This window comes from Oceanirhabdus sp. W0125-5 (assembly GCF_027938815.1).
Lineage (GTDB): Bacteria > Bacillota > Clostridia > Clostridiales > Clostridiaceae > Oceanirhabdus.
In genome coordinates, this window is the sequence record NZ_CP115913.1 from 2,035,622 (window position 1) to 2,052,784 (window position 17,163).

The following is a 17,163-nucleotide window of genomic DNA, read 5'->3' on the forward strand; positions in this document are numbered from 1 at the left end:
AATAAAGTTAATAATATTAGAAAGAAAGGTAGGGGATTTAAGTGATATTTAAAGATATAGAAACAGAAAGATTACTTCTTAAGAACATATCTATGGATGATAGAGATTTTATATTTAGCCAGTTTTCAGACGATGTAGTAAATAAGTATCTGTTTGATGCAGAGCCTGTAACTAATATGAAAGAGGCAGATGAAATTGTCAATTTCTTTTTGCAGCCTGAACCACGTTTGGACCATAGGTGGATTTTAGTGAGAAAGTCAGATGGAAAGAAAATGGGGACATGTGGATTTAATTGCTGGAAGAAGACAGAGGGTACTGTTTGGATGGGCTACGATATGAAGCAACAGTTCTGGGGAAATGGTTATATGCAGGAAGCGATAAAAGAAATTATTTCATTAGCTAAGAAAGAGATGAATATAAAACAGATAGATGCAGAAATTTCTGTTGATAATGAAAGGTCGATCCATCTTGTTAAGAAATTTGGTTTTATTTTGTCTGGGACAACTTCTTTATTGTTTAGAGGTAATGAATATCCGCATAATATATACTCGCTTAAAGTTGATTAGAGGGTACCAAATTTTAAAGAATATATAAAAGATAGGCTGTTGAGCAGCCTATCTTTTATATTAAGTAGTTTATTCTTATAGTATTTCTAATATTTCTACTTTATAATTTTCTGCAGGAGCATTAACTTCAACTATGTCTCCAGCTTTTTTGCCAATTAATGCTTTTCCTAAATCAGATTCTACACTAATAAACATATCTAAAGGAGATGCATCCATTACAGTTACTAATGTTATAATTTCTTCTTCCTCATCATCTATGAATTTAATTTTAGCTTTAGAATTAAGTCCTAATATTGATTTATCTACAGTTTCAGATTCTATTACAGTAGCTGTTGAAATCATAGTCATCAGATATTGAATTCTATTATCATTTTCTCTATAGTTTCTACATGCCTCTTTATATTCTGCATTTTCTGATCTATCTCCATGTGCAGCAGCCTCTAATTTTTCCCTTGCTATTTCAGCTCTTTTAACAGTCAGACGATATTCTAATTCTTCTTTTAATTTTTTCATATTATCTTCAGTCAGTATATTATTCATATATAAGCAAATCCTCCAATTAATATTATATGTATATATTATATAATATAAAGGAAAAAATAAAAGTTATTTTTAAAGAAGTTTTGGTGCTAGGATATGAGTGGCTATTAAACCATAAATTTCTAAGGGAAAATGTATTAGAAAAAAATAAGTTGACGTATATTGAAGAATTTTATATAATAGTTCTCAACAACAAAAAAAGAGTTTGCACTTTAAACAGGGGAAATTTGTAATTCAAATGTTGAAGTGAGATATCTATTAAAAGAAGGATGATAATAATCGGAAGTATATCTTTTTATATATAGACAATTATTATGCATCTGTATTTTTTTATTCTTGCAATTTAATGATGCAAAGTTTAAAAGTGTAAAGTCTGTAAGCGAAAGAGGAGTGTGGGGGAATGATGGAAAAGAAATATGGTCTTTGGACAACCGTTGCTATGGTTATTGGTATAGTAATTGGATCAGGGGTATTTTTTAAGGCTGATAATATCCTTATGGCATCAGGTGGTAACACAAAAATAGCTTTAATTGCATGGTTAGTTGGTGCAATGTCTATGATTTTTGGAGCATTAGTTTTTGCAGAGTGTTCAAATAGATTTGCAAGATCTAATGGAATAGTTGATTATGCTGAGAGTATGGTTTCAGATAAGTTTGCATATTTAATTGGCTGGTTTAATGGAGTTATATATTATCCTGCACTAGCTGCGGTACTTGCTTGGGTAGCTGCGAATTATACTGCAGTTTTATTTAAACAAGAGGGTGGCTTTGTATGGATTATGGCTGTTATATATATGATAGGAATTTATCTTTTGAATTATTTTTCACCTATTTTATCAGGAAAATTTCAAGTTGCTTCAACAGTAATAAAAATAATTCCTTTAATTAGTATAGCTGTGGTTGGTATAATTCAAGGAATTAGAAGTGGAGTTATGATGGAAAATTTCGCTTCAGCTACAAGTGAAGTTGCTGGAGGAAATGGATTTGCAGCAGCGGTTTTAGGAACAGCATTTGCATATGAAGGATGGATTATAGCAACTACAATTAATGGGGAGATAAAAGATTCTAAAAAGACCCTTCCTAAGGCTCTTGTATTTGGATCATTAGCTATTGTGGTTATTTATGTAACATACTTTCTAGGGATAATTGGTGTTATTCCTGTGGAAACAATTTTGCAGCAGGGAGATAATGCTGTTAATGCAGCTGCAGGGGCTGTATTTGGAAGTGTTGGAGCATCTATGCTTACTGTATTTATAATAGTATCTTGCTTAGGGACTTTAAATGGATTAATACTTGGAGGTTCACGTGGTTTTTATTCTTTGGCTATTCGTGGACAAGGTATAAAGCCAGAGTTCTTCTCAAAGGTAGATAGCAAATCAGATATGCCTACTAAATCAGCTATGGCAAACTTATTCTTCGTTTGTGTTTACTTAGCTATTTGGTATATGAATTTTGCAGGTCTATTCCCTAATGGAACTTTTGTAGATATTTCTGAACTTCCAATAGCTTTAATTTATGGTATTTATATTGTTATTTACATTGCTTTTATGATTAAGATGAAAGATTTATCATTTATAAAGAGATTTGTTTTTCCTATACTTGCCCTTATTGGTGCCTCAATAGTAGTATATGGAGGACTTTCAAAACCATCAGTATTAATAGACTTAACTATTTCTATTGTTGTATTTCTTTCAGGGTTATTATTTTATAAAAAAACATCTTGTAAATAAATGGCTGCGGACCTGGTACACAGGAAATTAATTCCTGTGTACCAGGTCCTTATCTTTGTTTATGATATTTTATTATTCTTAATGGAATAGTATATTTCTCCTGTATAACCCACATATTCAGGGCCTGTTTCTTCAATAACATGTCCTTTAACAGCTCCATGCTTTTCAATTATTTTAGTAGAAGCGTTATTGGATGGATTTATTGGACTCATAATGCATGCAACATGATCTACTTCAAATCCAATATCATTGAATATAAATCTTAGCATTTCATCAGTAGCTTCACTGCCATAACCTTTGCCCCAATATTCTTTAAAAAAGCCATAGAAAAGTTCTTTTTGATTCTTATCATAAGTTAATTTAGCAACAGCTTCAAATCCTATAACTTCATTTGAAGTCTTTTCAACAACAGCTAAGAAAAGCCAAACAAAGTTTGAAGGACCAGTTTTATTATATATATTAATAAGTCCTGATAAAGATTCTTTAGCTTCTTCTAAAGTCCTTGATTCACTAAATGGTATTACATCCATTATGTAATTAGTGTTTAATATTTTATGAAAAGCTTCTAAATCATCCATTGCAAAATTTCTTATAATTAATCTTTCTGTTTCTAATCTAATATTGTTATACATGATTTTCATCCCCTTGCTACCGTTTTTGATTTATAAGTATATTTTACCATTTTAATACATGCAAAAAAAGCTTAAGAACGATTATGTATTGTTTTTGAGCAAGAATGAAGATTCGCTGTAAAGATTGGTTATATGTGTTTGTAAAATATATACATAAAATATATAATTAGACTAGTGAGTTTGATTGGAGGAGAAAATATGAAAAAAATACTTTTAAAATTATCTGGTGTATCATTCTTTATGGGGGTATTAACAATACTTGTTACCTCTTTTACTAATAAATTAATTCCGAAAATTGCTAGTATAAAATTTATAGGAAATTTAGGATCACACAGTGAGAGTAATTATATTATGGATTTTAAATTTGAGAACTCAATTGCTGCTGGGCTAATTCTTATGGGAGTAGTTGGTATAGTTCTTTGTATGATTAAAAAAGACAAGGAATAGATACAAGGTGGAAGGAGGATTATTAGTATCTCCATGGGTAATATTTAAACGAAGAATAGATTAATTTAATGTGTCAAGTATACACATTAGTTATACATATCCAATAATATTATAGTATATTAATTTTATTATTTTGGAGTATAGTTATGAACTATGATTTATATCAAAGAGCAATTATTCGAAACATGCAGCAAATAGAATATGCTACAATAGTAGAACCATATTTTGTGGAAACTTTAGAGAAAATCATTGGAGAGTCTGTAGTTATTGAAACAATTAGAGGAAACCTACAGGGTATCTTAGCAGATGTAAAGCCTGATCATGTTGTTGTGAAGTCTTACGATGGTGACACTGAGTTCTATCTTCGTATTCAGCAAATTGTACATGTAATGCCTATTTAGTAAACAATATAAAAGATGGTTGAGTAATGTCAAAAAAATGTTAAGAGTGACTTCCACAGAAGATCACTCTTAACATTTTTGAATAAGTAAAATACAGTATTACCTAACCTCTTTCCCAAAAGGCATAAGTGATAATTTAGCTAATTTCAAACTCTGAACCGCAAATGGAATTCCTACGATGGTTATTGTAAAAAATAAGGCGGCTAAAAGATTTGCAATAGCTAACTCTAATCCTCCGAATATTAACCATAAGATATTACCGAAACAACCTAATGGAGTTTGCCCAGTATCAACTACTTCTCTTCCAAAGGGCGCTAATTGAAGATTTGCCATTTTAAAACATTGTTTACCAAAAGGAATTCCTATAATAGTAATAGACCATAGTATACCTGATATAATCCATCCAATAGAGCCTATTAATCCCCCAAATATGATCCAAATTATATTACCAAGTGCAGACATAAGATCATCTCCTAAATATATTTTTACTGTTAAATTATACAAAAAAACACAAGGGTGTTCAATATGAAGATTAAATCAATTATGGTAGTGGTAGAAGTCATTAGAAAAGGAGTAATGCCCTTTTTATGGAAGTGTGGATTATTTTTGTATAGAGAATATTTTAAAAATATCTAGAGAAAATAGTTATAATGATTTTGTAAATGAAAAATCATATTGTTTAATTTTTAAAGGAGGCTTATTATGAAGTATAATTTTAAAAATCTAGTTTTAGAAGGTGGTGGAGTTAAAGGGCTTGCATATATTGGATCTTTGAATGTTCTTGATAAAAAAGGAATTTTAAAGAATATAGATAGAGTTGCTGGATCTTCAGCAGGTGCAATAGTTGCTTTATTAATAGGATTAGACTATTCAATGAAAGAGATTGAAGAGATATTAAAAACAACAAATATTATGGATTTCTTAGATGATGATTGGGGAGTTATAAGGGATACAATTAGATTCTTCAGGGAGTACGGTATATATCCAGGTGATTCTTTTCGCGTATGGATTGGAAAACTTATAGAAGAAAAAACAGGAAATAGTGAATGTACTTTTAAAGACTTTCATGACAAAGGGATTGGACCAGATATGTATTTCCTTGGAACAAACTTATCAACAGGATTCTCAGATGTCTTTTCATTTGAACATACTCCAAGCACTTGTATAGCAGATGCTGTACGAATGTCTATGTCTATACCTTTATTCTTTAAAGCTGTAGAAGTGGGGAATGGTGATATTTATGTAGATGGTGGGTTGATTAATAACTACCCAATAAGACTTTTTGATCATGAAATTTATACAAAAGGAAATTACTCAATACCTGAATTCTATGAAAAACAAAATAAAAGACTTCCTGAAAGCAAAAACCCTTTCGTTTATAATAAAGAGACAATAGGCTTTAGATTAGATTCTAAAGAAGAAATAGATGTTTTCAATGGTATAGGTAAACCGGCAAGAAGAAAAATAAATAATTTTTTTGATTATTCATCAGCTATAGTAGAAACAATTTTAGAGAGCCAATCAAATATTCATCTAAATAGCCATGATTGGCACAGAACTATATACATAGACACTTTAGGGGTTACAACTATAGAATTTGATATAAGCGAAGAAAAAAAATTAGATCTTATTGAATCAGGTAGAAAAAATACAGAAAAATACTTTGAATGGTATGATAATTCTGAGGCCTTAAATAAGTAGCTTTTTTTTAAACTAATAAGCTTTAAAAACACACTTCAATTTAATGATTCTTGGAGTGTGTTTTTGTTTTAAAGTTATATTATGGGTGAAACAATATAAAGAAATAAAGTGAAATAATATAAGTTATTAATTTTAATAAATGTAAAATTTTACATAAATAATAAAGATAATACATAAAGATAAATAAAACTTAATTTACTAACTTTAATAAAAGGAGGCTATGTATGAAATTTGAAGTATTTAAAGATGTAAGAGCAGATTCTAATAATTTAAAATGGGAAAAATTAATTGAGAAACCTATTGAACTGTATAAAAGAAAAAATGACTTAAGAAGTGAGTTTATGAGAGATTATAATAGAATCTTACATAGTAATGCATATAGAAGACTTAAAAACAAAACGCAAGTATTTTTTGCAACTAAACATGATCATATATGTACAAGAATTGAACATGTAAATCATGTTTCAGCAGTATGTTATACTGTTGCAAAATATCTAGGTTTAAATACAGAGTTAACAACTGCAATTGCTGTTGGACATGACTTGGGACATGCACCATTTGGACACCAAGGTGAGAAAGTGCTTTCGCAAATTGCGGAAAAAGAATTGGGTAAATCATTTTGGCATGAAAAAATTTATAATATTGATAATATTGTTGATTATAAAAGAGCTGTGATTGATTATATATCAGGTATGACAGATAGTTCGCTATTAAAGTATTTAACGAATTAACGAGGTTCTAAATAAATATAGAGATATTACCAAATCAACTGACCCTCAGGAAATAAATGACTGGGGGCTCAACCCCAGTCATTATATTATGGTTTTTCCCACTTCTGTACAATAATTATAATATCATATACGCTTAGTTTTTTTTCAAACGCTAAGTCGAAATTAAAGTTTGAAAGGGCAATTTTAATTCCTGAACCTGCAGAAGCATTAAATAGAAATGCCTTTGATAGAGTTGTTTCTATAATGGCATTTGGGTCATTAGGAATAATTCCGAAATAATTTAAAGAACCAAGAGTTCGATTAGTTTTACTTAATATATTAAAGAGTATTTGGAATGTAGATCCAAATGGTGGTGGAGTACGTGGAAGTAGGAAGGAAACATTTAAGAAAATTTCTATATGATATAAGCCTGCCTCTAGAAAATTAAGAGTATCATTATTAACTGTTGTAGTGGTAAGTGTATATCCACCTGTTGAAAATATAGGATTAATTCCAACGTTTGATAAATCAAGATTGGTATTTAATTGTGTTAAATCATTAGTATAGTTTCTATCATAAAGTTGAACAAAACTTTGGGGAGTAAGTGGACCTTCAGGGCCTGTGGGACCGATTGGACCTGTTGCTCCTGTTGCACCTACAGGTCCAGCAGGACCAGTTGGACCCTTGATCCAAACAGGGCAGCAATAACATCTAGGTTCACAACAAAAATTATCACATCTACAAGAATAACTGATATATTCAGGCATAATTTCACCTCTTTAGTAATAGTATATAGCACAATATTCCAATATGTTACATTTTTCGTATCTTGATTAAGAAAACACCGTTATTGCGAGTTTGTACAAATATTATACATAAATGATAAATATTGAAAGTAGATAAGCGAAGCTATATAATTTTAATAGAAGATAGTTTTTAGTTGAGGATTTTTTTTTAAAATAACTTTGAAAATAGGATATAGAAGGTGCATGTGAAATTATTTTTCATATATTAATTATATGAAAAGGAGGGGGATTATGAATATATCTAATAATACAAAGATTGCAGATGCTGTTTTTGAAGGCGGGGGAGCAAAAGGGATTGGATTTTTAGGTGCTTTAAAAGTTATGGAAGAGAAGGGATATACTTGGAGAAATATTGCAGGAAATTCAGCGGGAGCAATTGTTGCTTCTCTTGTCGCAGTTGGATATACGGCAGATGAGCTTAAAGAGGTATTTAATGAGAATAACTGCAAAAAAATGATAGAAGAAAACTTTCAAGCTAAATGGATGCTTAGTAAAGCAGGTAAATTAATATTTAAAAAAGGAATATTTAAAGTAAGTAATATGGAAGATTTCATTAATGAATTATTACTTGCTAAACTTAAAAGTAAATTAGGTAATAGGAAAAAAGTTAAGTTTAGAGATTTGATTATACCTGATGAAGAAGGCAATCTTTTAAATAACCCTAAATATAAAAGGAAATATAAACTTCATATTATTGCAGCTGATATAACAAGAGGTAAAATGCTTATACTACCTGAAGATATTCAAGAGTATGGAATAGACCCTGATGATTTAGATGTAAGTATGGCTGTAAGAATGAGTATCAGCTTGCCATTTTTTATTCAACCTGTAATTATGTACAATAAGATTTCAAAAGAAAATTGTTTCATTGTTGATGGTGGGGTTTTAAGTAATTTTCCTGTTTGGTTATTTGATGTAAATGGAGAACCTCGTTATCCTACAATAGGATTCAAATTAGGAGGAAGTGAAGAGAAAATTAGAAAACATAAAATTACCAATATAATTAACTTTGGAAAATCAATTCTGGAAACTATGCTTGAGGCACAGGATGATATTCATATATCTGAAATGAACTACCTAAGAACAATAAAAATCAACACTAGTACTATTAAGACAACAGACTTAGATATAACACAAGAAAAGATAGATGTGTTATGCGAATCAGGAGAAAAAAGTGCCAAAGAGTTCTTAAGGGATATGGAGGTTAATTATAGAAAGCATGTTCAATTAAGAAAGAGGAAAGATACCCCCAAAATTAATATATGAGATATAAAGAACTAAAATATTTAAAACTTCATATTATGAAATGATAACATTTATAATTGGAGAACAATACATGTATTTTGAACAATTAAATCCAGATGATTGCATGAGTTATATGATTTTCGATGAGAAGAAGAAGAGTGCTGTTATTATTGATCCAAAGCTTGATTATGTGGACTTTTATTTAAATCTATTAGAAGAGAAGGATGGGAAATTAATAATGGTAATTGACACTCATACTCATGCTGATCATTTAAGTGGAGCGCCATTACTAGTTGAAAAAACAAATTGTACTTACGCTATGCATAAGAATACTGAGGTTTCCTGTGTTACTTTAAGAGTTAAGGATAATGACAAGATAGCTATTGAGGATATTGAACTTAAAGTTATTTATACCCCAGGACACACAAATGATGCTATTTGCTTAATTTTTGAAGATAAAATATTCACTGGAGATTTTCTCTTCTTAGATGAGGGAGGAGGAAGAAATGACCTGCCAACAGGAGATATGGATAAACACTGGAAAAGCTTAAAGAAGGTTAAAAAATTACCTGACTATCTTATTGTGTGTCCAGGTCATAATTACACTGAGGCATCAGTATCAACCCTATGGCTTCAAAAACAAAAAAATCCATACTTTAAATTTAAGTGTAGAGATGATTTTAAAAAATACTTAAATAAGAATAAACCAGCAGAACCTCCTAAGTGGCTTTTTGATGTAGTGAATGCTAATAAGATGTGTAATAAGGATTTATCTGCGGTAGAAATACCTTCTCTAGACGCAGTATGCCAAAGTGCTGTAAAAAGATATAGACAACCTCTTCTTTTTATAACACCTGAACAGTTAAAGGAAAAAATTAATAAAAATGAGGATATAGTGATTTTGGATGTTCGTACCCAAAAAGAATTAATCAATGGATATCCTTTGCTGGAGGGTTCAATTAATATACCTTTAGGTCAACTATCCTCAAGTTTAGATAAACTTGATAAGTATAAAGAGAAGGAAATCATTATTATATGTAGAAGGGGATTTAAATCAAGAATGGCTTCAAAGCTGCTAACAAAAGCAGGATTTAAAAAGGTATATATTCTTAAAGGTGGAATAAGTTCGTATTAGGAAAAAATGTCTGTGTACCAGACCCCTAGGAAATAAATTCCTTGGGGTCTGGTACACAGACGTGTTTTTATAATGAGGTTTATTTGATTATAGAATAATAATTCATTATAGACGTGACTTCAAAGCCGCATGATTTATATAGATTTAATGCGGTACTATTTTCAGTAACTACTTGAAGTTTCACTTCTTGTGCATTGCTATCTTTAAATTTTTCAATGGATTTCATTAGAATTTCTCTACCATAACCCTTACCTCTAAATTCAGGAAGCACTCCTAACCCATAGATTCCACCAACTCCATGATTAAGCTCTAGATTTACCTTGCCTATAATTTTTGAATCAAATTCAGCAATAAAGATAGTAAATCCACTTTTATCCTCATCTTCAGGTAAGGTGATTTGTTCTTCATTGAATTCTTTGCCAGCATAAATGGCGTTCTGTATAGCGATTTCTTTTGCATCCTCATTGGTTGCTTTTCTTAAAGTAAGTTTATTAAGTAACTCCTTTTTATTTTTTAAATCTTTTAAGTACATTTCGTATTCTGAAAAATCATAAATAGCTCCTGTTGTTTTTATAAATTCCTGACCAGATAAGGAACGTTTATCACTTAGTAAAAGCATTTTATCGCATGATCTCAAATTAAATTCATCTTTAACTTTAGTATATAAATCTTTAAATATACCCTTTCTTCTAAAATCAGGATGAACCATGCCGTTCACTTCTATCTCAGACGAACCGAAATGACATATCCCAATATAACCAATAAGTAAATTATCTTCATAAAACATAAATTCATTATGTTCGTTTAGTATTTCTTGGTGGTATTTAGATGCTTCAAGTTTATAGTCTAATTCTAATTTTAGTGATATCTGATCTTTTTTTATACAAATACTTTCTAAATTTTTAATCTGAGTATAATCCTTTTCTGATAACTTCTCTTTTAATTCTATCCTTGTATTTGATATGATTTTCAAAAAGTAACCTCGCTTTATTAATTATTTTTAATTCTATAATTCTATTATCAAGTTTATGAAGAGATAAGTATTTTATACTTTGATTTTACCTGCAATTTGGTTGGTTTCCAATAATTATTTTTATTATGATTTAAAATTGTACTATTTGAAGTGAGTGTAGAAGGTAAGTATAATAACAAGATATTTAGCTATATGGTAATAATTAAATATATTAAAAATTAATAGATAAATTGAATAAAGAATGCAAGGGAGTTGCATAACTGTATTCCCCTGTGAATGATTTATGATAATAATAAGAGTGAGGCATATTGATGCTTACGTGTAAGTGTGTTGTGGAAAAGTGAAAATTTGGAATAGATTTCAATGTAATTAAATTTTAAAGAAATAAAAGTTTTCGATTAAAGAAAAAAACAGGTATTTTAATGGAGTTAAGGGTATACTATGGGTATGGAATAACAGTTGTAGTGACAAATTTCACTAAATGGTAATAATGGTAGTCGAAATTGCTTGAAATTTAGCAAAATTCGTGATAAACTTTGAATTACATCAGAATTATAAAATTTTTCAGGAATATGCAAGAGTGGATAAAGTGACTTGCAAAAACGGATTTTAAATTCCAGTAAATTTTGATTCGGATAAGGATGTTTTTCAATTATTAGAGGGGGGAAAGATAATGAAAAATTTATTAAGACAATGGAATCGATTGAGTTTGGTTAAAAGAATTATAATTGGTTTAATCGTTGGTATTATTTTAGCTCTTATTGCACCTAATGCAGCAAAACCAATCGCAATTTTCGGTTCTTTATTTGTAGGTGCTTTAAAAGCAGTTGCACCAATATTGGTATTCTTCTTAGTTATGTCGGCCATATCTCAACATAAGAGTGGTCATAAAACTAATATGAAATCAATAGTTGTACTATATCTTTTAGGAACATTTTTGGCGGGACTTGTTGCTGTTATAGCAAGCTTCCTATTCCCAGTATCTTTAACACTTGGAGCAGGAGTAGAAAGTGTATCCCCTCCAGGCGGAGTTGTTGAGGTATTAAAAGCATTGCTTATGAATGTAGTAGATAACCCAGTAAAAGCATTGTTTAATGCTAACTACATTGGTATATTAACTTGGGCATTACTACTTGGTCTTGCTTTAAAAAATGCACCAGATACTACTAAAACAATGATTAGTAATTTCTCAGATGCATTATCTCAAGTTGTAAGATGGGTAATTAGTTTAGCGCCACTTGGTATTATGGGTCTTGTATTTGATACAATTGCTACACAAGGTATTGGTGCTTTAATGAGCTATGGAAGTTTACTTGTTTTATTAGTTGGATGTATGTTGTTTATGGCATTTATCGTAAATCCATTAATAACATTCATAGGTATTCGTCAAAATCCATATCCTCTTGTATTAAAGTGCTTAAAGGATAGTGGTATAACAGCATTCTTTACACGTAGTTCAGCTGCGAATATTCCAGTTAACATGACTTTATGTGAAGAATTAGGTTTAGATAAAGATAATTACTCAGTGTCAATTCCACTTGGTGCCACTGTAAACATGGCTGGTGCAGCAATTACAATCTCTGTATTAACACTTGCAGCAGTTAACACATTAGGTATTCAAGTAGATATTGGTACAGCATTAATATTAAGTATACTTTCAGCAGTAAGTGCTTGTGGAGCTTCAGGAGTAGCTGGTGGTTCATTACTATTAATTCCTCTAGCATGTAGTTTATTTGGTATTCCAAATGATGTAGCAATGCAAGTAGTTGGTGTAGGATTTGTTGTAGGAGTTATTCAAGACTCTGCTGAAACAGCACTTAACTCTTCAACAGATGCACTTTTCACAGCAGTAGCTGAGTTTGCACAATGGAGAAAAGAAGGAAAGAAAATAGTTATTAGTAAGAAAAAATAAAATAGTGTTTAGATATTAAGAAACCTCTATGGATTAAAATGTACCCTTTGTCAAGGACATTATAAAAAAAGACTATGCAGCAGCTTGAAGATGATTTCTGAATGATACAGGAGTCATCTTCTTTAAATTCCATTGATATCTGTAATTGTTATAGTAATCCATGTATTCATCTATTTCATCTTTAAGCTCGTCCAGAGCTGTGCATGATTTAATGTAAGCCTCATCCTTAAAATGTCCAAAGAATGATTCTTGAGGTGCATTATCCCAACAATTTCCTCGTCTAGACATTGATTGTCCTAATCCAAAACTTTTCACTAACTTTTGGAAATTGGGGCTAGTGTAATGTGCTCCTTGATCTGAATGGATAAAGGCATCAGGGGCAAGAGTAATATCTTTATTATTCAATAATTTATATATTGTATCAGTGGCGATATCTAGCGATAAGCTAGTGGCTACGTTATAAGCTAGTATCTCATTAGTAGAACCGTCTTTAATCGTAGATAGATATGCTCTTTTGTTATTACCATACGTTAGATAAGTTATATCTGTAAGCAGTACTTTTCCGGGGATATTTTGTTTAAACTCTCTATTCAATAAATTAGGGACAACTCTGTGCTCATGGGTGGCTTTCGCCATTCTTCTATAAGGATTAGCCTTCCTTATGGGGCAAACAATGTTGTATTTTCTCATTATTCTCCTTATACGCTTTAAATTATATACAATACCAAACTGACCGTCTAATGTCAGTTTAATTTGACGAGCACCTTTTTTACGATTCTTGAACTTGTATGCTTTTAAAATCAAGTCTTTTGCTACTTCATCACAAAGCTCTCGCTTATTTCTTGATTCCATGGCTGTTGCAGAAAAATAATTATAGTATCCTGACCTTGATACGCCCGATAGATTACATAAATAACTAATCATATTTTTCAAGTTATATTTTTTAACTGTATCTCTTATTATTATAAACTTGTCCTTAGGAAGTATTTTTATTTCTTTCGCGTCATCATCCTTTCCATCATATCGAGCTTTTTTAGAAGTTCGTTCTCAGCTTTCAGTAAATTATTTTGTGCTTGGAGTCGTGCATATTTCTCCTCTAAAGAAAGCTCTTTAGTTGTTGGCTTTCCTGAATTGTTTCTTCTTGTATCAGCTAAACCACATACACCATTATGTCTATAAGCAGCTCTCCACCTTTTACCAGATGATCTTACTCTTTCAATTCCTATGATATCTACATCAAATCCACATTCTTCGAATATTTCTCTAGGGAATTTTCCGTTCTGATTCTCAGCTATAAAGATTTTTTTGAATTCATCAGTATACGTAATTGCTTTATTAGTGACATTTTTTACGTATTTGTTTTGTGCCAAAGTTTCTATTTGTTCTTCTGTAAATATCTTTTTACTCATTTTTTATCCCCCGAATTCTCATTTATTTAATTATACATAAAAATACCCTATAAAGTAGACTTTTTTTATAGTGTCTACTCTATAGGGTACATTTTAGATTACCATAGAGGTTTTTTTTATAAAATTTCTATAAATAAATCACTAATATAGTATTTTTATGGTAACACAGAAATATTATAATATATGCGCAATTTGTGATTAAAGATATTTGATATGGGAGGGACAATATGATTATTAGAAATTTATCTGAGTATTTAAATGGATGTACAAACTATACAGAACTAAGAACTCAAAGAAATCTTGATCAAAGAATAGTTATGTTAAATGGTAATATGGTACAAAACTCAAAGGAAGAAAAGAGTGGGGTTAGTGCAAGGGTTCGCTGCAATGGTTCTTGGGGATTTGCATCTGCAACTGATATGGATGAAGAAACAATAAAAGCTGTAATAGAGTCTGCTAATAATAATGCAAATTTATTAGGAAGTAAAATATCTAAAAATTCAGAAGGATTCTCGGTTTTTGAAGATTCGGTGGAGAAAGATCTTTCAACAAAGAAAAGAAGATCTACTCAAAGCGAAGTTATGGGATTCTTAAAAGAAGTTGATGAATACATTGATAAAAAGTACACTGATTTGAGCAGTAGAACCGTTGTTTTAAGCACTCTTGATATGGAAAAGAACCTTATTACATCTCAGGGAGCTTCAGCGTATACATTTACTCCAAGAAGCTTTGTGTATATTGCAATGAAAATAGAAAAAAATGGGGAAGTAACTGAGGTAGGAGGTTTAGTTGGTGATGCTGGTCAATTTGAAGATAACTTTGAAAGTACAGAGAAGATATTTGAGAAAATTGACGAGACATATGAGCATCTTAAGAAAAAGTGTGATGGTGTTTTTGCTGAAGCTGGACTTAAGGAATGTATACTTGATGCAGACTTAGCGGGTATACTTGCTCATGAAGCTATTGGACATACTACTGAGGCAGATATAGTATTAGGGGGCTCTGTAGCGGGTGATTATTTAAATGAGAAAGTGGCAAGTGAACTTATAACATTAGTTGACTTTGCAAACACTGCATTAGGTAAGCAGTGCCCAATACCTATTTATATTGATGATGAAGGTGTAACTGCAAAGGATGTAACAATTATAGAAGATGGAGTATTAAAAAGTTTTATGCACAATAGAGATTCAGCAAATTATTTTGACGTTGAAGCTACTGGTAACGGTAGAGCATATCAATTTAATGATGAGCCATTAATAAGAATGAGAAATACAGCTATTCTACCTGGAAAAAGCAAGCTTGAGGATATGATTGCTTCTATAGAAGATGGATATTACTTAATTAAACCAAGTAATGGTCAAGCTGATTCTACAAGTGAGTTTATGTTTGGAGTAACCTTAGGTTATGAAATCAAAAATGGTAAACTTGGGCGAGCTATAAAAGATACTACAATATCAGGTGTTGCATTTGATGTTTTAAAGACAGTAACAATGGTTTCGGATGATATGTCATGGTCAGCAGCAGGTATGTGTGGTAAAAAGCAACCAATTCCTGTGGGAATGGGCGGACCAGCAATAAAATGTAAAATAAATATAGGAGGTAGATAATTATGAAGGGAAGAAAAATAACTAATTATTGTCTACAAGCTATCAAAGATAAGGGTATAGACAAAGGGGAATGTGTTTATACAACTAGTGATAAATATGAGTTTAACATAAATCATGGAGAAATCTCATTACTTAGAACAACAATGGACAGCTCATTAAATGTTAAGGTTATTAATGATAATAAAGCGGGATCTATATCAATAAATAAGACTAATAAAGAGGCAGTAGACACTGCTATCGATAATGCAATAGAGTTATGTAACTCATCTCAGGCTGATGAAGCTAATGATATAGCTCCTTATCAACCAGCAGAAGAGTTCAATGCTGGAAACAGTGAACCTGAACTAGAGAAAATGTTTGATTTATCAAAGGGATTATGTGAAGCTGTAGCTAAAGAGTTTCCTAAAATTAAGTTTGAGGAATCTATATTTCAGTTTACAGTATCAAAGCAATACTTTAGCAATACTAATGGAGTTGACTTTGTTACAAATAAAGGGAAATATGAATTGCAAGTAATGTTCACAGCAAAAGATGGAAAGAAAACATCCTCCTTTAACTATACTGGTATTTCTTTAAAAGAAATTGGCAAAAATCTTATAGAGTTAGGTACAATAAGAAGTATAATGGCTCAATCTGTTCAAGAACTAGATGCAAAGCCGCTTTTAGATAAGTTTGTTGGTGATATTATAATTACACCAGATTGTTTAGGTTCAATTTTATATTATTATCTTGCAGTATTTTTAGCTGATGGCGCACTAATAAGTGGAACCAGCAGACTAAAGGATAGTTTAAATGAAAAGATTGCAAGTGAAAAGCTTACATTTAGTTCAAATCCAACTAGCGATGAAATTGCAGGTGGGTATTTTGTAACTAGAGATGGATTTAAAGCAGAAGATTTCTCAATAATTGAAAAAGGGGTTTTAAAATCATTTGTTTTAGGATTGTATGGTGCTAACAAGACAGGGGTAGAAAGAGCTAAGAACTCAGGGGATATTTTTGTAGTAGACCCAGGTGATAAATCTTTTGAAGAGATGGTTAAAAACACTAAAAAGGGAATTCTTATCTCAAGATTCTCAGGAGGATATCCAAATAGTAATGGTGATTTCTCAGGTGTTGCAAAAAATAGTTTCTATATTGAAAATGGGGAAATAAAGCATGCTATTACTGAAACTATGGTCTCAGGAAATCTATATGACTTATTCAATGATATAGTTGATATATCAAGTGAAAGAGTAAACTTTGGTAGTTCTATATTGCCTTGGGTTCAGGCTAAAGGAGTTACTATTTCTGGAAAAGTTTAAATATTGATTAGATAAATTTGAATGGCAATAAGTGTTATAAACACCTAGA

At 30.8% G+C, this 17,163-nt stretch carries 17 protein-coding genes; 11 read left to right on the forward strand and 6 right to left on the reverse strand.

Translation table 11 applies throughout. The features are described 5' to 3' along the window. Positions 1-41 precede the first annotated feature (41 nt). Entirely contained in the window at positions 42-566 is a 525-nt protein-coding gene (locus OW730_RS09580) for a GNAT family N-acetyltransferase (protein ID WP_271228803.1), read from the forward strand. Between the two features lie 75 nt (positions 567-641). On the opposite strand, the gene OW730_RS09585 is transcribed toward OW730_RS09580, so the two are convergent. Further along, on the reverse strand, positions 642-1,106 hold the full coding sequence (locus OW730_RS09585) for a GreA/GreB family elongation factor (protein WP_271228804.1): 465 nt from the start codon (positions 1,104-1,106) through the stop codon (positions 642-644). A gap of 400 nt (positions 1,107-1,506) precedes the next feature. Here OW730_RS09585 and OW730_RS09590 point away from each other — a divergent pair, with 400 nt between their 5' ends. Next, positions 1,507-2,835, forward strand: a complete 1,329-nt coding sequence (locus OW730_RS09590) for an APC family permease (RefSeq protein ID WP_271228805.1) — start codon at positions 1,507-1,509, stop codon at positions 2,833-2,835. Positions 2,836-2,894: 59 nt separating this feature from the next. Here OW730_RS09590 and OW730_RS09595 read toward each other — a convergent pair whose 3' ends face one another. Then, on the reverse strand, positions 2,895-3,467 hold the full coding sequence (locus OW730_RS09595; RefSeq protein ID WP_271228806.1) for a GNAT family N-acetyltransferase: 573 nt from the start codon (positions 3,465-3,467) through the stop codon (positions 2,895-2,897). Between the two features lie 198 nt (positions 3,468-3,665). Here OW730_RS09595 and OW730_RS09600 point away from each other — a divergent pair, with 198 nt between their 5' ends. After that, the gene (locus OW730_RS09600) at positions 3,666-3,914 is read left to right on the forward strand and encodes a hypothetical protein (protein ID WP_271228807.1); all 249 of its coding nucleotides are present in this window, start codon (positions 3,666-3,668) and stop codon (positions 3,912-3,914) included. A gap of 146 nt (positions 3,915-4,060) precedes the next feature. Continuing rightward, positions 4,061-4,315, forward strand: coding sequence for a YuzF family protein (locus OW730_RS09605; RefSeq protein WP_271228808.1), 255 nt, complete (start codon positions 4,061-4,063; stop codon positions 4,313-4,315). Positions 4,316-4,414: 99 nt separating this feature from the next. On the opposite strand, the gene OW730_RS09610 is transcribed toward OW730_RS09605, so the two are convergent. After that, positions 4,415-4,777, reverse strand: coding sequence for a YccF domain-containing protein (locus OW730_RS09610; protein WP_271228809.1), 363 nt, complete (start codon positions 4,775-4,777; stop codon positions 4,415-4,417). Positions 4,778-5,017: 240 nt separating this feature from the next. Here OW730_RS09610 and OW730_RS09615 point away from each other — a divergent pair, with 240 nt between their 5' ends. Beyond that, a complete protein-coding gene (locus tag OW730_RS09615) occupies positions 5,018-6,016 on the forward strand; it encodes a patatin-like phospholipase family protein (protein WP_271228810.1) in 999 nt (332 codons plus the stop codon). A gap of 224 nt (positions 6,017-6,240) precedes the next feature. Further along, positions 6,241-6,747 carry an HD domain-containing protein gene (locus OW730_RS09620; protein WP_271228811.1) on the forward strand — a complete coding sequence of 169 codons (507 nt, stop codon included), beginning with the start codon at positions 6,241-6,243 and terminating at the stop codon, positions 6,745-6,747. An 86-nt stretch (positions 6,748-6,833) separates the two neighbouring features. On the opposite strand, the gene OW730_RS09625 is transcribed toward OW730_RS09620, so the two are convergent. Further along, positions 6,834-7,493, reverse strand: a complete 660-nt coding sequence (locus tag OW730_RS09625; protein WP_271228812.1) for a collagen-like triple helix repeat-containing protein — start codon at positions 7,491-7,493, stop codon at positions 6,834-6,836. Between the two features lie 270 nt (positions 7,494-7,763). Here OW730_RS09625 and OW730_RS09630 point away from each other — a divergent pair, with 270 nt between their 5' ends. Further along, the gene (locus OW730_RS09630; protein WP_271228813.1) at positions 7,764-8,798 is read left to right on the forward strand and encodes a patatin-like phospholipase family protein; all 1,035 of its coding nucleotides are present in this window, start codon (positions 7,764-7,766) and stop codon (positions 8,796-8,798) included. Between the two features lie 40 nt (positions 8,799-8,838). Then, complete coding sequence (locus OW730_RS09635) at positions 8,839-9,912, forward strand: MBL fold metallo-hydrolase (RefSeq protein WP_271228814.1); 1,074 nt, start codon at positions 8,839-8,841, stop codon at positions 9,910-9,912. A gap of 79 nt (positions 9,913-9,991) precedes the next feature. Here OW730_RS09635 and OW730_RS09640 read toward each other — a convergent pair whose 3' ends face one another. Further along, positions 9,992-10,885 carry a GNAT family N-acetyltransferase gene (locus OW730_RS09640; protein ID WP_271228815.1) on the reverse strand — a complete coding sequence of 298 codons (894 nt, stop codon included), beginning with the start codon at positions 10,883-10,885 and terminating at the stop codon, positions 9,992-9,994. Between the two features lie 673 nt (positions 10,886-11,558). Here OW730_RS09640 and sstT point away from each other — a divergent pair. Then, the gene (gene sstT, locus OW730_RS09645) at positions 11,559-12,797 is read left to right on the forward strand and encodes a serine/threonine transporter SstT (RefSeq protein WP_271228816.1); all 1,239 of its coding nucleotides are present in this window, start codon (positions 11,559-11,561) and stop codon (positions 12,795-12,797) included. Positions 12,798-12,869: 72 nt separating this feature from the next. On the opposite strand, the gene OW730_RS09650 is transcribed toward sstT, so the two are convergent. Next, positions 12,870-14,206 (reverse strand): IS3 family transposase gene (locus OW730_RS09650; RefSeq protein WP_442945378.1). Its coding sequence is split into 2 segments (ribosomal slippage): positions 12,870-13,825 and positions 13,825-14,206, totalling 1,338 coding nucleotides; the frame shifts between segments, so codons are not numbered across the junction. 227 nt (positions 14,207-14,433) lie between these two features. On the opposite strand from OW730_RS09650, the gene OW730_RS09655 reads away from it, so the two are divergent. Next, positions 14,434-15,813: a TldD/PmbA family protein gene (locus OW730_RS09655; RefSeq protein WP_271228817.1), complete on the forward strand. Its 1,380-nt coding sequence runs from the start codon at positions 14,434-14,436 to the stop codon at positions 15,811-15,813. A 2-nt stretch (positions 15,814-15,815) separates the two neighbouring features. Beyond that, complete coding sequence (locus tag OW730_RS09660; protein ID WP_271228818.1) at positions 15,816-17,114, forward strand: TldD/PmbA family protein; 1,299 nt, start codon at positions 15,816-15,818, stop codon at positions 17,112-17,114. Positions 17,115-17,163: the final 49 nt, after the last annotated feature.